The following is a 15,707-nucleotide window of genomic DNA, read 5'->3' on the forward strand; positions in this document are numbered from 1 at the left end:
TGCTGCCGGCGTCATGCCACGCAGCGCGTTCAAAACACGGGAAACACTCATGTTCGCGGCCCCATCAAACCAGAAACCCGGCCTGCGGCAAAACGAATTATGATCCTTTGGTGACATGGGGGGCATTAGGCATTATGTGAGGGCCAACTCGCCATGGAATCGGAGCTGCCTGTCTTGCATAGCCCGCAGATGCCCCCCGCCCACCCGTTCGATGATGACAAGCTCCGCGAGGAATGCGGGATTTTCGGGGTCGTCGGCGTCAAGGATGCCGCCAATTTCGTTGCTCTTGGTCTGCATGCCCTGCAGCACCGCGGGCAGGAAGCCGGCGGGATCGTCACCCATGATCCTGAGCTCGGTTTCAACTCGGCCCGTCGATTTGGCTATGTGCGCGACAATTTCACTTCGTCCGACGTGATGGAAAGCCTGCCCGGACCGATCGGGATCGGCCATGTGCGCTATTCCACGGCCGGGTCCAAGGGCCAGACCGCCATCCGTGACGTACAGCCGTTCTTCGGCGAGTTTTCGATGGGCGGCGCCGCGATTGCGCACAATGGCAACATCACGAACGCCAATGCCCTGCGGCGCGAGCTGATCGAGCGCGGCTCGATCTTCCAAAGCTCGTCCGACAGCGAATGCATCATCCACCTGATGGCGCGCTCGCTACAGCGCAACATCCCGGAACGGATGGAAGACGCACTGCGCCGGGTCGAGGGCGCCTTCTCGGTGGTCGCCATGACCCGGACGAAGCTGATCGGCGTCCGCGATCCTCTGGGTGTGCGCCCGCTGGTATTGGGCAAAATCGGCGATGGCTGGTGCCTGGCCTCGGAGACTTGTGCCCTGGACATCATCGGTGCCGAATTCCTGCGCGAGATCGAGCCCGGTGAAATGGTTGTGATCAATGCCCAAAACGGTGTTGAGAGCCACTTCCCGTTCCGCCGGCAACCCAGCAAGTTCTGTATCTTCGAGCATGTCTACTTCTCGCGCCCAGACTCGATTCTGGGTGGACGCTCGGTCTATGAGACACGCGAAGCCATCGGGCGCGAGCTGGCCAAGGAAAGCCCCGTCGAGGCGGATCTGGTCTGCCCCGTGCCCGACAGCGGCACGCCCGCGGCCATTGGCTACTCGCTGGAGTCGGGCATCCCCTATGCGATGGGGATCATCCGCAACCAATACATGGGCCGCACCTTCATCGAACCCACCGAACAGATCCGCAACATGGGCGTGCGGCTCAAGCTGAACGTGAACCGCGCCCTGATCGAGGGCAAGCGGGTGATACTGGTCGACGACTCGGTCGTGCGCGGCACGACCAGCCGCAAGATCAAGGAAATGATCCTGGATGCCGGCGCGAAAGAGGTGCATTTCCGCATCGCCTCGCCGCCCACGGCCTGGCCTTGTTTCTACGGCGTGGACACGCCACAGCGCGAAAAGCTGCTGGCCGCCACCATGACCGAGGAAGAAATGACCAAGCATCTGGCGGTCGACAGCCTCAAGTTCATCTCGCTGGACGGGCTGTACCGGGCGGTCGGCGAATCGCAGGGCCGCAGCAAGGACTGCCCGCAATACTGCGATGCATGCTTCTCGGGCGAGTATCCCGTCACTCCGGCGGACATGGTTGAACAAGGGTTCAAGATGCAACCGGCGGCCGAATAAGGCCGAAATTCAGAGACTTCTCAAAGGGGCCGCAGGGCCCCTTTTTTCATGGGCCGGATCGGCGTGGCGAAACATGGCCGAAACCTGCTGCACCGGCTTTTCCTTCCGCTTGGGCTCTGGTAGCCAACCGGCTGCTCACTCACGCAATCACACGGAGGCCGGGCCACCGGGCCGGCCAGTTTACATGGCAAATCCCAGAGTCGACAGCGCGGCCACCCAAAAGGGCGCGCTCAGCAAGAATGGTACGACCGTCTTGGGCGTCTTTGGCCCGCAGAACGACATGCGCGCCCTGATGCGCTCATCGTCTGGACGGGTGAAAGAGGTCAAGACCGGCAGCCGTTTTGGTTCGGGCACGATCGTAGCCATCGACAAAGACGGCATCATGCTGCGACAAAGCGGCCGGACCCAGCGCATCGCCATCCCCGGAAGCTGATCCGGGCTTGACGGGCTGCGCGCTTGGGTTCAAACCCCGCGCATGACCGATCAGACCAAAATCGCACTTGTTACCGGCGCGTCGCGCGGCCTGGGTGCCGCTCTGGCCGAGGCCCTGGCGCCCGAATATCACATCGTCGCCGTTGCCCGCACCACCGGCGGGCTGGAAGACCTGGATGACCGTATCAAGGCCAAAGGGGGCGCGGCCACCCTGGCGCCGATGGACATCGCCGACCCCAACGCTATGGCCACGCTGTGCCGCGGCATCCATGACCGCTGGGGCAATCTGGACCTGTGGCTGCATACGGCCATCCACACCGCACCGCTGACGCCCGCAAATTTCATCGACCCCAAGGATTGGCAAAAGTCCGTGGACGTGAACGCCTCGGCAACTTCGGTGCTGATCCCCTATGTCGCGCCCTTGCTGGGTGAGGCTGGACAGGCCGTGTTCTTTGACGACCTCCGCGCGGGCGAGAAGTTCTGCGCCACCTATGGTGCAACCAAGGCCGCGCAGATCGCCATGGCGCGCAGCTGGGCCGCCGAAACCGTGCGCACCGGGCCGAAGGTTTATGTGTTGCAGCCCGAGCCCATGGCCACCGCCCTGCGCGCGCGTTTCTTTCCGGGCGAGGACCGGTCGAAGCTGGCCAGCCCCTCAGACGAGGCCGCGCGCCTGCTGTCCATGCTGGGCTGAGACCTTTCGGTCAGATCGACGGGAAAGATGTTGCGGTGCCCCAAGCGGGCGCCGTTTTCATTCGATGTGAAAGCCCTGCCGGCCCGCCAGATCGACAAAGAACTGCCACGCCACCCGGCCCGAACGCGCGCCGCGCGTGGCCTGCCATTCGATCGCCTCGGCCCGCAGTACGTCGGCATCGACGCTGACGCCATAGGCCGCGCAATACCGGTCGATCATCGCAAGGTATTCGTCCTGATCGCAGGGGTGGAACCCCAGCCACAGGCCGAACCGGTCGGACAGCGAAACCTTTTCCTCGACCGCCTCGGACGGATTGATCGCGCTCGAGCGCTCGTTCTCGATCATGTCACGCGGCATCAGGTGGCGGCGGTTTGACGTGGCATAGAACACCACGTTTTCGGGCCGGCCCTCGATCCCGCCGTCCAGCACGGCCTTCAGCGATTTGTAGTGCTGGTCGTCATGGCTGAACGACAGGTCATCGCAGAACAGGATGAACCGGTAAGGTGCGGCGCGCAGGTGGTTCAGCAGCCGCGCGACCGAGCCCATGTCCTCGCGCTGAAGTTCGACCAGCTTCAGGTCGGGAAACTCGGGCTGAAGGGTGCCGTGCACCGCCTTGACAAGGCTGGACTTGCCCATGCCGCGCGCACCCCACAGCAGCGCGTTGTTGGCCTTGAACCCGGCAGCGAAGCGGCGCGTGTTGTCCAGCAGCGTATCGCGCGACCGGTTGATGCCCACCAGTAGATCCAGATCGACGCGGTTGACATGGTGCACCGGCTCAAGCCGGTCGGGCCCGATGTGCCAGACAAAGGCGGGCGCGGCCGAGAAGTCAGGCGCGGCCAAGGGCGCCGGGGCCATGCGCTCCAAGGCGTCGGCGATGCGGTTCAGGGCTTGGTCGTCCATGGGTCCTCCGAAGTCTTGCGGCCGATTTCAACCACGTTCACGGGCCGCCAACAAGACCCGCATGAAGAAAGGGCGCACCCGCCAAGGCACGCCCTTCCCCATTTACTGCTCGGGTTTATTTGCCGTCTTCTGCGTCAAACTCGTCCATCATCGCATCATCGGCGGCTTCTTCATCGTCATAGTAGCCTTCGGCCCGCAGCTGTTCTTCACGCTTTCTCTCGACCCGAGCCACCAGGAAAATCGAAATCTCGTACAGGCCATAGACCACGACGAACAGGATGATTTGGGTGATCACGTCCGGCGGGGTCACGATGGCGGCCAGAACCAGAATGCCCACCACGGCATATTTGCGCACCGCGCCCAAACCTTCGGCGCTGACCAGCCCGGCCTTGCCCATCAGGGTCAGCAGAACCGGCAACTGGAAACACAGGCCAAAGGCTACGATGAACTTGATCGTCAGGTTCAGATATTCCTGCGCCGATCCCTGGAACACCACGCTCAGCGGCGCGGTGGCGCCATCCGCCAAGGCCTCGCCCTCGGCCCCGAATTGCTGGAACCCAAGGAAGAAGTCATAGGCCAGCGGCGTGACCACGTAAAAGGCAAAGCTCGCGCCCAGCAGGAACATGAAGGGCGAGGCCAGCAGGAACGGCAGGAAGGCGTTCTTCTCGGATCGATAGAGCCCCGGCGCCACGAACCGCCACATCTGCATACCGATATATGGAAAGGCCAGAATGAACCCACCCAAGAGCGAGACCTTGATCGCCACGAAGAAGCCCTCCTGCGGCGAAATGAAGATCAGGTCGCAGTCCTGTCCGCGCTCGGACAGAACATCGCACAGGGGCTGGGTCAGAAAGTTGAAGATCGGCGTGGCAACCGTGAAACAGATGATCATACCGATCAAAAAGGCCACGACGCTGTGGATCAACCGCGTGCGCAGCTCGGTCAGATGCTCGATCAGGGGGGCCGAGGTATCTTCGATCTCGTCGGTCTTGCTCATGTCTTGCCTTCGGTTTTCAGCGCGGCTTCGGCCTCTTCGGCCTTGGCCAAGGCCTCGGCGGCTTCTTTCGCTTTGCGCTCGGCGGCGGCACGGGCGGTTGAGGCCTGGATCTTCTTGGCCTGCTCGGCCCGCTCAGCGGCCAGTTTGCCGGTTTCGCTGTCGGGGTCGAACTTGGTCGGGTCCATGCTCTTGGCCATGTCCTGGGCCGCCTGCTTGACGCCGTCCATCGCACTGCCCACCGGGTTGGTGGCCGCGTCCAGACCTTTCTTGATGTCGTTCACGCCCGCCTGGTCGGCCGCCTCGTTCATGGCACTTGAGAACTCACGCGCCATACCGCGGGCCTTGCCGACGAACCGTCCGACATTGCGGAACAGAACCGGCAGGTCCTTGGGCCCCACGACGATCAGGGCAACGATGCCGATGACCAGAAGCTCGGTCCAGCCCAGATCAAACATGGGCGATTAGACCTTGTCTTTGTCGGACTCGGGCGTGACATCCTTGGCCAGCTCGGACGCGTCCTGTTCGATCTCTTCGGTACCGTCCTTGACGCCTTTCTTGAATGCGGTGATGCCCTTGCCCACTTCACCCATCAACGAGCTGATCTTGCCGCGGCCGAACAGCACCAGCACCACGACGGCGATCAGCAGCAGGCCGGGAAGGCCGATATTGTTGAGCATGTCTCTTCTCCTTCTACGTCGGCGCATCGCGCCGGGAATGTGATCTGGAAGCCTGTCTACGCCCACCGGGCCGTCGAAAAAAGTGACGCAAGTCAAATCCGCGTTCAAATCCGCGCTGCTCATGTGGTTTTTGCGGGCTGGTAATTTCCAACTGACAGGTTTATGTCAGTTGCGGGCGGCTAGGAACAGGGCATGGAAACCTGGTCAACGGAGACTCACATGAACCATGTTGCTGAAATCGTCACCTTCACCCTCGCTGATGGCACCACGCCGGAAGAGTTCGTCAGGCTCAGCCAGACGACCGAGGCCTTCGTGCGCGCGGCCCCGGGCTTTGCCCACCGACAGCTGAGCCAGGGCGAGGATGGCAGCTGGACCGATTATGTCATCTGGACCGACATGAAGGCCGCACAGGACGCCGCCGCGCAGTTCCCGCAGCAGGATTTTGCCGCCGGCCTGATGGCGGCCATCGACCCCGCAAGCATCCAGATGCGTCACGAGAAAGTGCTATGGAACATGACCGCCTGATCGCGGTCCGGACGGCGTGTCATGCGCCGCACTGACCGCCTGTTCGACATCATCCAGATCCTGCGCGACGGCAAACTGCACCGCGCGCAGGACATCGCGGACCGGCTCGAGGTTTCGGTTCGCACCATCTATCGCGACATGGACACGCTGGTGGCGTCGGGCGTCCCGGTCGAGGGCGAACGCGGTGTCGGTTACATGGTGCGCGAGCAGATCACCCTGCCCCCGCTGAACCTCACCGCGGCCGAGCTTGAGGCCCTGAACCTCGGGATGGCGATCGTGGCCGAGGCCGCCGACCCCGACCTGAAAGGCGCCGCCGAGTCGCTGGCCGCCAAGATAGACGCGGTACTGCCCACCCAGGTGGTGGCCGAGGCGGATGCATGGAAATTCGCCGTCTACCCCTTTGCCGATGCTGCCCGCGGGCTGGCGCATATGGCGCCGATCCGGGCAGCCATCAAGTCGCGCCAGAAACTGCGGCTGACCTACCGGCGCATAAATGGCACTCTGACCGAACGCACGATCCGCCCCCTGCACATGGAATACTGGGGCCGGGTCTGGACCCTGACCGCCTGGTGCGAGCTGCGCGACGCCTTCCGCGTGTTCCGCATCGACCTGATCGAAAGCGTCACACCGCTGCCCGAGATATTTGCGGACGAGCCCGGAAAGCGGCTGGCTGACTACGACCCGACCGCCTGATCCCGATTTTCACCCAAGGCCACTTGGAACGGCGCTCAGACCCTCAGCGCAGATAGGTTTCGGGGTCGACGGACTCGAACCCTTTGCGCACTTCGAAATGCACATAGGCGTTCTCACCCCCGCGCAGCTTGGCAATGCTTTGGCCGCGGCTGACCCGGTCGCCTTTCTTGACCGAGATGTTCTCGACATTCGCGTAGACTGTCAGCAAATCGTTAGTGTGCTTGACGACGATGATCGGGATCTGATCCGCATCCGCCGTAATGGCCGCCACGGTACCGGCTTCAGCCGCCTTGACCGATGCACCGGGCGAACCGGCGATGTCGATCCCTTCGTTCTTGCCCTTGGCATACGGGCGAATGATCTTGCCAGTTACCGGCAGAGCCAAGGCTGACGAGCTTGAATTCGTCGGGGCCTCGGCCGTCACGTCCGGAGCGGGCGTCAACGGCGCAACTTTTTCGTCCGGCAGCGGCTGCGTTGCACTGGGCGGCGTCGGGGTGGGCGATCCCTGCCCCGGTTCAGTGGTCGCCGTGGGCGCTGCGGCGGCAGCTTGGCGCGGTGCAGCCTGATTCTTGACGGGGATCAGCAGAAACTGCCCTTCGCGCACGGCGAAGTCCGAACCCAAACCGTTCCATTCAGCCAGCGCATCGACCGGAACCTGATACAGGCGCGAAATGGTATAGGCCGTCTCACCCCGCTTGACCTTGTGCCGGATCGGCTCGTCCGTCGAGGTGACGGGCGCCGGTTTGGCCGGCTCAAGGTTCGTGACCCGCACGCCGCCCGTGTCCGGCGCCTGATCAATTGCGGTCGTGGCAATCGAGGCGATATCGACATTCCCCGCTCCGGCGCCGACGGACCGTGGCAAGGCCAGCACTTCGCCTTCGCGCAGCTGGTCGGTGGGCTTGAGACCGTTGAACCGGGCCAGCTCGGCCTCGGGCAGACCAACCCGCGCAGCCACGGCGGCGACGTTGTCACCCCGTTGCGCGACGGCAACCTGATATGTCGGATAGGTGATCACGCCACGGCTGTCCGGCGCCGGCCGGTTCGTGGTGGCTGATTGTGCGGCCGGAGTGGTCGAAAAACCGCCGACCTGACCGCGCAGGTCGTAATCCAGCGGGCCTTCGCAACCGGCAAGCACCAGCGCGGCAACCATCGCCGTTGTTCCACGACCCAAGACTGACTTGGAAACTGCTCTCATATCACTGTCCTCAACACCTGCCCCTGTTTGCCGGGGTTCTGGCGCCCAATTCCTAAACCTACGTTACGCCTCGTCCTTTCCAAGCCCTTCCAGCAAGGGCACGAACCGAACAGGCAACAGTTCGTCATATTCCAGCCCGGTCTCGGTTCTGGTGACCCGTATCAGGGTCTGAACCGCATCCGACTGCCCAACGGGCAAGACCATGATACCGCCGATTTTGAGCTGCGCCAAGAGCGGGCCCGGCGGGTCCTCGGCAGCGGCGGTGACGATGATGCGGTCAAAAGGAGCCTGTTCGGGCAACCCGAAAGATCCATCCGACAGCATCGCCGTGATATTCGTCAGACCCAACTCGCGAAACAGCTCACCGGTTTCGCGTACCAGTCGCTTGTGGCGTTCAACGGTGTAGACCCGTCGCGCCAGCTTGGACAGCACTGCAGCCTGATACCCCGAACCCGTCCCCACCTCGAGCACCTTGTCGCGCGGCGTGACCTGCAGCGCCTGCGTCATCAGACCCACGACCGAGGGCTGGCTGATCGTCTGGCCGCATGCAATCGGCAGTGGTGTGTCCTCGTAGGCACGCTCGGCAAATAGGCCGCGTACGAACTTGCCGCGGTCGATCTGCTCCATCGCGTCCAGAACACGCGCATCCGTCACCCCGCGCGACCGCAGGGCGAACAGGAACTGCATCTTGGTTTCGGGGTCCAGTCCGGTCATTCGATCGTCTTCAACGCCTCCAGCGCATCATCGGCGGTCAGGTCGGCCCGCATCGGCGTGACCGAGATATAGCCGTCCAGGTTCGCCGCCGCATCCGTTCCCGGAGCCGTCGGGTTGTGCTGATAGCCCCCCTTGATCCACAGGAAACGGCGGCCCGAGGGCGAGCTGTGCGGTTCCACCCCAAAATGCGTGTCGCGTCGGAATCCCTGACGCACCACGCGGGCGCCAAGAACTTCTTCGGCAGGCACCGGAGGGAAATTTACGTTGTAAAACAGGCGGTAGTCTTCCTGCGCGGGCGGATCGGCCTCAAGAATGCGTCGTACCAGGTCCGCTCCGAACCGCGTGGCGGCCTCGAACGGGTCGTCCAGGCCAAGATTGCGCGGACCAAAATACTGTGACAAGGCAATCGCCGGAATGCCCTGGAGCGCCGCCTCCATCGCGCCGCCGATCGTGCCTGAGTACAAAGTGTTCTCGGCCGAATTGTTGCCCCGGTTCACGCCTGAAAGAACCAGATCAGGTCGCGCGTCCTTCATCACGTCATGAAGCCCGGCCAGTACGCAGTCGGCCGGCGACCCTTCGGCCGCGAAACGACGCTCGCCCAGTTTGGCGACCATCATGGGATGGGTATAGCTGATGCAATGCCCGACCCCTGACTGTTCGAAAGCCGGAGCCACGATCCAGACCTCACCATCCGGGCCGGCCACATCCGCAGCAATCGCCTCGAGCGCGATCAGGCCCGGGGCGTTGATCCCGTCGTCATTTGTCAGAAGTATGCGCATTGCCTGCCTGTGCCCCCGCGTTTCGCCCTTGATAGACGGCCCCAAAGGATGCGGCAAGCGATGCCCCGGCGCATTCTGCGGCATTCGCGCACCACTCGCCGGGAAATCGACCTGCTGCAGCGTCTAGGCTGCAAAAACGAAGCAGCGATCCCGCCGGATGGTCAACCACATCACCCGGCCCGGATTGGGCACGAACACGTTCGGGACGGTCGCCTTGAGGATCGAACCGTCATAGTCCATCCGAAACTCGATCAGGCTTTCGTTGCCCAGAAAGCGAGCGCGCTCGACCACGCCGCGGGCTGCAACGCCATCGGTCGCCGTCGGCAGCGGTCCCTTGCCATTGCGATCAAAGTCCAGCCGCACATGCTGAGGGCGGAAAACGATTTCGACGTCCGTGCCATCGGGAACGCCCGGCGCCAGGAATTGACCAAATGGCGTTTGCGCCAATGCTCCATTCACCTGGGACTGCAACACATTGACATCACTAAAAAATGCCACGGCAGCCTTGTCTACGGGTCGGGTGTAGACATTGTAGGGCGCGCCCTGCTGCACGATCTTGCCGCGGCGCATCAGTGCAATCTCGTCGGCCATGCGCATCGCTTCTTCGGGCTCGTGCGTGACCAGCAGCACGGCGGCGTCCTCTTCCTTGAGGATGGCGAGGGTCTCGTCGCGGATGCCGTCGCGCAGACGGTTGTCGAGGCCAGAAAACGGCTCGTCCATCAGCATGATCCGCGGACGCGGCGCCAACGCTCGGGCCAGCGCGACCCGCTGCTGCTCGCCCCCTGACAGTTGATGCGGAAACCCGTCGATATGGCGGATCAGGTCGACCTTTCTCAGCAACTCTTCGACACGTTCCCGTTTTTGCTCTTTGGCCCCCTTCAGGCCAAAAGCCACGTTGTCGGCCACGCTGAGGTGCGGAAACAAAGCGAAATCCTGGAACATCAGTCCGATCTCGCGACGTTCCGGCGGCACCCTGAACACCGTGTCACAGACCAACTTGCCATCGACGTAGATTTCGCCCGAGTCCTGCATTTCGACGCCGGCAATCATCCGCAACGTAGTGGATTTGCCGCAGCCCGACGGGCCCAGCAGACAGGTCACCTGCCCCGCCTGAACAGTCAGCGAGACATCATCCACCACCGTGCGCCCGCCGAACCGACAGACCAGATTGCGGATTTCCAATCGCGGAGGAGCTGTGTTGATTGCCACCGACGGACCCCAATTGCCTTTTCCCGATCAATTTCATCGGGCTTGCGCCGGGATAACAACCCCGCCCATCGGGCGCAAGAGAGGCGCTAGGCCAGCAACTCGAACGGCACGCCCGCGCGGACCTTGCCGTTGACCTGAATCTCAAGCCTGTGCGGCCCCGGAACCAGCCGAAACGTGGTGGCGTCGCCCTTGAGTTTGTGACGCTTGCTCAGCCGCAGGCGGCCATCTGACAGATTGGCCTGCTTGAGCTTGTGAACCTTAGGTGAGATTTTCCCGCCAGGTCGCTGAAAATGCACGATATAGTCAATCAAGACCGGATGATCATCGGGCCCTGATACCGAGACGGCGAACTCCAGAACCCCGCCGATGCGGGCCTCGCCAATCACCTCAACATTCACCTCCAGCGGTGCGTCGGGATCATAACCCAGCAGCGCCATCGCCCCGCCATGGCCGGACTTGACCAGCCCGCGCAGCGCATGTGCGGTGATCCACCGCATCTCGTCGCTGTCTTGCGCGCCCGAGGCATGCCACGCCTTCAGGCGGTTCAATGCCAAGTCGGGGTCTTTCTTGGTGATGTCGTTGAGATGGTTCGCCACCGACCGCGTGACATAACGCGTCGGATCCGAGTGCAACCGATCCAGCAGCGGCAGCGGGTCCGTCAGGTCCAGCCCGACCGCCTGCCCCCAGGGCAGACGCGGGCGCGTGCCTTCGGAGACCAGCCGCCGGACGTGATAGCTGGAATGCCCGCACCAGTCCTGCATCCGGTCCAGCACCAGATCGGGATGGCTACTCAGAAAGGGCCGGATCGCCCATTCCATCGAAAATCGCTGAGTGATCTCTACAAGCACATCCAGCGCCAGGTCGGGGTGGTCCGCGCCGACCCGCGCCACCCACTCGCCCAATGGGGCAAAGATGAAGTCACCGAAATCGTCATCACTCAGGGACGGGTCCAGAGGCGGCGGCAAGGCCCGCAGGATCACCGGGGCCACGTCGGGCAGCGCGCCGGGAAAGGCCGTCTGCAAACAATCGGCAATCCACACGATCCGCTGCTTCAGCTCCAGCTCCGGCAGGCGCGACATGACGCGCGCTTGGAACGCCTCTCCGTCAAAACTGGCGTCGGCCTGCGCGAACAGGCCGGCTAGGTAACGGGTCTTTTCCGCGTTGAACAGCTGATCCTTCAGCGAAAACCCCTGCGCCACGGTCACATCGTCAGGTTGGTCGCGCCGCCATCCAGCAGGATGTTCTGCCCCACGATGAACCCGGCATGTTGCGAGCACAGAAACGCACAGGTCGCGCCGAATTCCTGCCGCGTGCCATAGCGCCGCGCTGGAATGGTCGCCGCACGCTCGGCCCGTGCCTCGTCCAGCGAGATGCCCTTCTGCGCCGAAACCCCGGCATCCAGCGAGTCCGCTCGGTCGGTGGCATGAATGCCGGGCAACAGGTTGTTGATGGTCACGCCATAGGGCGCTACCTGCCGCGCGGTTCCGGCCACATAGCCGGTCAGCCCGGTGCGCGCCGCGTTCGACAGGCCCAGTACCGCGATCGGCGCCCGCACGGATTGCGAGGTGATGTTGACCACGCGGCCCCAACCCTTGTCCATCATTGACGGCAACAGCGCCTTCATGAAGGCGATCGGCGTCAGCATGTTGGCATCCAGCGCCTTAATGAAATCCTCGCGGTCCCAATCGGACCACAGGCCCGGCGGCGGGCCACCGGCGTTTGTCACAAGGATATCAACGCCCTGCGCGGCCTCGATCACCTGCGCCTGGCCTTCGGGCGTGGTCACGTCGCAGGCGACTGTCTGCACCTCGACACCGAAATCGGCGCGCAACCGGTCGGCCTGCGCCTCCAACGCGTCAGGCCCACGTGCGTTCATCACCAAATCGACACCCTCGGCGGCCAGCGCCTCGGCGCAGCCCAGCCCCAAGCCCTTACTGCTGGCACAGACCAGCGCGCGTTTTCCTTGTAGTCCCAGATCCATGTGATCCCCCCTGTCATTTGTTACCCGCATGTCTAGCACCGGCCAGACAGGGAAGACCAGATTGGCGGCAGCAAATCAGTAGAAGAACTCTTCGCGCACGATCTTGCCGTTGACCACGTGATAGACTCCGACCTCGCGCATGTCGAAAGCTTCACCACTTTCCTTCACCTTGCCCTGCACTTCAAAAATCACGGCAAAGCTGTTTTCACCATGCAGGAACGGGTCGCTGACCGACGCGCCTGAGACCTCATGCGCGCTTTCCCACCAATCATGTTTGCCGCGGATGCCCTCGATGCCGTGGGTCTCGCGGCCCATGCCCTGCATGTCCATCGCCTCGACCGAGACGGCATCGGCTGCATACAACTTCTCCAGATTCTCCTTGGCGCGGTTTTCGCGGCAACCTGCCACCAGTTCCTGGGCGATTTCTTTCAAATTCATTGATCCACTCCATTATTTGTTCACTATATGTTCTTATTGACATATCCACCCGATTCGAACCACCCCCTTTGTCTTGCCTCGGCAGGATTCCCCGCCTATACGCGCCTTCATGCTTGATACCGCCTCGAACCAACCCACCCTGCCGCCCGAGATCGCACGTCGCCGGACCTTTGCCATCATCTCGCATCCGGATGCGGGCAAGACGACCCTGACCGAAAAGTTCCTTCTGTACGGGGGTGCTATCCAGATGGCTGGACAGGTGCGCGCCAAGGGCGAGGCACGGCGTACGCGCTCGGACTTCATGCAAATGGAAAAGGACCGGGGTATCTCGGTCTCGGCCTCGGCCATGTCGTTCAACTATGGCCCCTACCGGTTCAACCTGGTGGACACACCCGGCCACTCGGACTTTTCCGAAGACACCTATCGCACGCTGACCGCCGTTGACGCCGCGGTTATGGTGATCGACGGGGCCAAAGGCGTGGAAAGCCAGACGCAGAAGCTGTTCGAGGTCTGCCGCCTGCGCGACCTGCCGATTCTGACCTTCTGCAACAAGATGGACCGCGAAAGCCGCGATACGTTCGAAATCATCGACGAGATCCAGGAGATGCTGGCCATTGACGTGACACCGGCCAGCTGGCCCATCGGCGTGGGGCGCGATTTCATCGGCTGCTACGACATGCTGCGTGACCGGCTGGAACTGATGGACCGCGCCGACCGCAACAAGGTGGCTGAAAGCATCGAGATCCACGGGTTGGACGACCCCAAGCTGGCCGAGCACGTGCCCGCGCATCTGCTGGACAAGCTGCTGGAAGAGGTCGAGATGGCGCGCGAATTGCTGCCTGCGCTGGACCCGCAGGCGGTGCTTGAAGGCCACATGACCCCGATCTGGTTCGGCTCGGCCATCAACTCGTTCGGCGTCAAGGAACTGATGGAAGGCATCGGTGCCTATGGACCGCAGCCGCAGGTGCAATCGGCCGAACCGCGCCAGATTTCGCCGGACGAGAGAAAGGTGGCGGGCTTTGTCTTCAAGGTGCAGGCCAACATGGACCCCAAGCACCGCGACCGGGTGGCCTTTGTCCGCATGGCCAGCGGCCACTTCAAGCGCGGCATGAAGCTGACCCATGTGCGCAGCAAGAAGCCCATGGCGATCACGAACCCGGTTCTGTTTCTGGCCTCTGACCGGGAACTGGCCGACGAGGCGTGGGCCGGCGATATCATCGGCATCCCCAACCACGGCCAGCTGCGCATCGGTGACACTCTGACCGAGGGCGAGGCGATCCGCGTAACCGGAATTCCATCCTTCGCGCCCGAGCTGTTGCAGGGCGTGCGCGCGGGCGATCCGATGAAGGCCAAGCACCTGGAAAAGGCGCTGATGCAGTTTGCCGAGGAAGGTGCGGCCAAGGTGTTCAAACCTTCAATCGGCTCGGGCTTTATCGTCGGCGTGGTGGGCGCGCTGCAGTTCGAGGTTCTGGCCAGCCGGATCGAGTTGGAATACGGCCTGCCGGTGCGGTTCGAGGCCTCGCAATTCACCAGTGCGCGCTGGGTGTCGGGCGACAAGGCTGAGGTCGAGAAGTTCGTAAATGCGAACAAGCAGCACATTGCCCTCGATCACGATGGCGACATCGTCTATCTCACCCGCCTGCAATGGGACATCGACCGCGTGGTGCGCGATTATCCCAAACTGACGCTTACCGCGACCAAGGAAATGATGACCTGATGCTGACCCCGCCCCCCGCCAAAGCAACAGAGGCCGTCATCGCATGACCGCAGCCGGGCCGAGCTGGGGCATCGTCTCGACGGTGCGTGGATCGGCCCGCGACATTCTGAGTTTTGCGGCCTACCACCTGGATCTGGGCGCGGATCACCTCTACCTCTACCTTGATGAGCCCAACCGTCGGGCTTTTCGCCCCCTGCGCCGCCACCCCAAGGTGACCGTCCGCATCTGCGACGATGCGTTCTGGGCAGCGCGCAAACGGGACAAGCCCGAGCGCCACCAGGTCCGCCAGACCGTTCATGCGACCTTTACCTATCGCCACACCGATCTCGATTGGCTGGCGCATATAGATGTGGACGAGTTCCTGTGGCCCACGGCCCCCATCGCGGACTTGCTGGGCGAAGTGCCCGAAACGGTGCACGCGGTTCGGGTTCGTCCGATCGAGGCCCTGGCCTGCGGCAACGATCTCTACAAAGCGTTCATCCCCCAGGGCCCCGAACGCGAAGCGCTTGTCGAAACGATCTATCCAAACTACGGCGCCTTCGTTCTGGGCGGCTTTCTGAGTCACGTACAGGGCAAGCTGTTCGTGCGCACAGGGATGGAGAACCTCAATTACCGCATCCACAATCTGTTTCAGAACAAGGTCATCTTGCCCTGCAAGACCGAGATGCCGCAGATCGACCTGTGCCACCGCCACGCCCCGGATTGGGAGCATTGGTGGTCACACTATCGGTTTCGACTGGAACGCGGCTCGTACCAGCCCGGCATGGCTCCGAACGTACATCGCGATCGGGGCGGGTTGAACATGAACGAACTGCTCAGTTGGATCGAGGCCGAAGAAGGCGAGAAAGGTCTGCGCAAGTTCTTTGACGAACTCAGCGCCACCGACCCGCAGGTTCGCGCGCGCCTGCAGGAACGGGGTCTGATCAAGCACCGACCGCTTGATCTTGAGGAAAAGCTGCAGAAACACTTTCCCGGAAGCTGCTGAATTGTTGCACGAAATCGCCAGTGACGCGATGTAGCGGTATAGATGAAACTGTCTTCATTTGACCCTGCCACACCTTTTTGTTATGTCCGCATCCAAGCCGAAACGCGCATGGTGCGCATGGCCA

General features: G+C 62.7%; 18 protein-coding genes. 7 read left to right on the top strand and 11 right to left on the bottom strand.

What is annotated here, in order from left to right; translation table 11 throughout:
- The first annotated feature begins 189 nt into the window (after window positions 1–189).
- From purF to ACR0EF_RS06805, 3 genes are all read left to right on the top strand, one after another.
- Window positions 190–1,650 carry an amidophosphoribosyltransferase gene (gene purF, locus ACR0EF_RS06795; protein WP_093962976.1) on the top strand — a complete coding sequence of 487 codons (1,461 nt, stop codon included), beginning with the start codon at window positions 190–192 and terminating at the stop codon, window positions 1,648–1,650.
- A gap of 184 nt (window positions 1,651–1,834) precedes the next feature.
- Window positions 1,835–2,083: a hypothetical protein gene (locus ACR0EF_RS06800; RefSeq protein ID WP_093962257.1), complete on the top strand. Its 249-nt coding sequence runs from the start codon at window positions 1,835–1,837 to the stop codon at window positions 2,081–2,083.
- Between the two features lie 42 nt (window positions 2,084–2,125).
- Window positions 2,126–2,773 (top strand): SDR family NAD(P)-dependent oxidoreductase, encoded by a 648-nt coding sequence (locus ACR0EF_RS06805; RefSeq protein ID WP_170372439.1) that lies wholly within the window; start codon window positions 2,126–2,128, stop codon window positions 2,771–2,773.
- A gap of 57 nt (window positions 2,774–2,830) precedes the next feature.
- Here ACR0EF_RS06805 and ACR0EF_RS06810 read toward each other — a convergent pair whose 3' ends face one another.
- The 4 genes from ACR0EF_RS06810 to ACR0EF_RS06825 all read right to left on the bottom strand — a co-directional run bounded on the left by ACR0EF_RS06810 (window position 2,831) and on the right by ACR0EF_RS06825 (window position 5,347).
- Window positions 2,831–3,673: an ATP-binding protein gene (locus ACR0EF_RS06810; protein WP_170370577.1), complete on the bottom strand. Its 843-nt coding sequence runs from the start codon at window positions 3,671–3,673 to the stop codon at window positions 2,831–2,833.
- Window positions 3,674–3,788: 115 nt separating this feature from the next.
- A complete protein-coding gene (tatC, locus tag ACR0EF_RS06815; RefSeq protein WP_170366117.1) occupies window positions 3,789–4,670 on the bottom strand; it encodes a twin-arginine translocase subunit TatC in 882 nt (293 codons plus the stop codon).
- Window positions 4,667–5,125, bottom strand: coding sequence for a Sec-independent protein translocase protein TatB (gene tatB, locus ACR0EF_RS06820; RefSeq protein WP_170338333.1), 459 nt, complete (start codon window positions 5,123–5,125; stop codon window positions 4,667–4,669). The genes tatC and tatB overlap by 4 nt, the downstream gene beginning before the upstream one ends.
- 6 nt (window positions 5,126–5,131) lie before the next feature.
- The gene (locus tag ACR0EF_RS06825) at window positions 5,132–5,347 is read right to left on the bottom strand and encodes a twin-arginine translocase TatA/TatE family subunit (RefSeq protein ID WP_170338833.1); all 216 of its coding nucleotides are present in this window, start codon (window positions 5,345–5,347) and stop codon (window positions 5,132–5,134) included.
- Window positions 5,348–5,566: 219 nt separating this feature from the next.
- Here ACR0EF_RS06825 and ACR0EF_RS06830 point away from each other — a divergent pair, with 219 nt between their 5' ends.
- Window positions 5,567–5,872, top strand: coding sequence for a hypothetical protein (locus tag ACR0EF_RS06830; RefSeq protein ID WP_170370579.1), 306 nt, complete (start codon window positions 5,567–5,569; stop codon window positions 5,870–5,872).
- Window positions 5,873–5,893: 21 nt separating this feature from the next.
- Entirely contained in the window at window positions 5,894–6,565 is a 672-nt protein-coding gene (locus tag ACR0EF_RS06835) for a helix-turn-helix transcriptional regulator (protein ID WP_170370580.1), read from the top strand.
- 43 nt (window positions 6,566–6,608) lie between these two features.
- Here the strand turns inward: ACR0EF_RS06835 and ACR0EF_RS06840 are convergent, their stop codons facing one another.
- The 7 genes from ACR0EF_RS06840 to ACR0EF_RS06870 all read right to left on the bottom strand — a co-directional run bounded on the left by ACR0EF_RS06840 (window position 6,609) and on the right by ACR0EF_RS06870 (window position 12,881).
- The gene (locus ACR0EF_RS06840; RefSeq protein WP_170338325.1) at window positions 6,609–7,760 is read right to left on the bottom strand and encodes a M23 family metallopeptidase; all 1,152 of its coding nucleotides are present in this window, start codon (window positions 7,758–7,760) and stop codon (window positions 6,609–6,611) included.
- A gap of 63 nt (window positions 7,761–7,823) precedes the next feature.
- Entirely contained in the window at window positions 7,824–8,474 is a 651-nt protein-coding gene (locus ACR0EF_RS06845) for a protein-L-isoaspartate(D-aspartate) O-methyltransferase (RefSeq protein ID WP_170338827.1), read from the bottom strand.
- The gene (surE, locus tag ACR0EF_RS06850) at window positions 8,471–9,253 is read right to left on the bottom strand and encodes a 5'/3'-nucleotidase SurE (protein ID WP_170366125.1); all 783 of its coding nucleotides are present in this window, start codon (window positions 9,251–9,253) and stop codon (window positions 8,471–8,473) included. The genes ACR0EF_RS06845 and surE overlap by 4 nt, the downstream gene beginning before the upstream one ends.
- Before the next feature lie 123 nt (window positions 9,254–9,376).
- Window positions 9,377–10,462 (bottom strand): ABC transporter ATP-binding protein, encoded by a 1,086-nt coding sequence (locus ACR0EF_RS06855; protein WP_170370581.1) that lies wholly within the window; start codon window positions 10,460–10,462, stop codon window positions 9,377–9,379.
- 86 nt (window positions 10,463–10,548) lie between these two features.
- A complete protein-coding gene (locus ACR0EF_RS06860) occupies window positions 10,549–11,661 on the bottom strand; it encodes a hypothetical protein (protein ID WP_170370972.1) in 1,113 nt (370 codons plus the stop codon).
- A 2-nt stretch (window positions 11,662–11,663) separates the two neighbouring features.
- Window positions 11,664–12,443, bottom strand: a complete 780-nt coding sequence (locus tag ACR0EF_RS06865) for an SDR family oxidoreductase (RefSeq protein WP_170370582.1) — start codon at window positions 12,441–12,443, stop codon at window positions 11,664–11,666.
- Window positions 12,444–12,518: 75 nt separating this feature from the next.
- Entirely contained in the window at window positions 12,519–12,881 is a 363-nt protein-coding gene (locus ACR0EF_RS06870; protein ID WP_170338820.1) for a nuclear transport factor 2 family protein, read from the bottom strand.
- A gap of 109 nt (window positions 12,882–12,990) precedes the next feature.
- On the opposite strand from ACR0EF_RS06870, the gene ACR0EF_RS06875 reads away from it, so the two are divergent.
- Both ACR0EF_RS06875 and ACR0EF_RS06880 read left to right on the top strand, forming a co-directional pair.
- Window positions 12,991–14,598, top strand: coding sequence for a peptide chain release factor 3 (locus ACR0EF_RS06875; protein ID WP_170372437.1), 1,608 nt, complete (start codon window positions 12,991–12,993; stop codon window positions 14,596–14,598).
- Window positions 14,599–14,641: 43 nt separating this feature from the next.
- On the top strand, window positions 14,642–15,583 hold the full coding sequence (locus tag ACR0EF_RS06880) for a glycosyltransferase family 2 protein (protein WP_170372435.1): 942 nt from the start codon (window positions 14,642–14,644) through the stop codon (window positions 15,581–15,583).
- Window positions 15,584–15,707: the final 124 nt, after the last annotated feature.

Source organism: Ruegeria sp. CG8 (assembly GCF_056537165.1).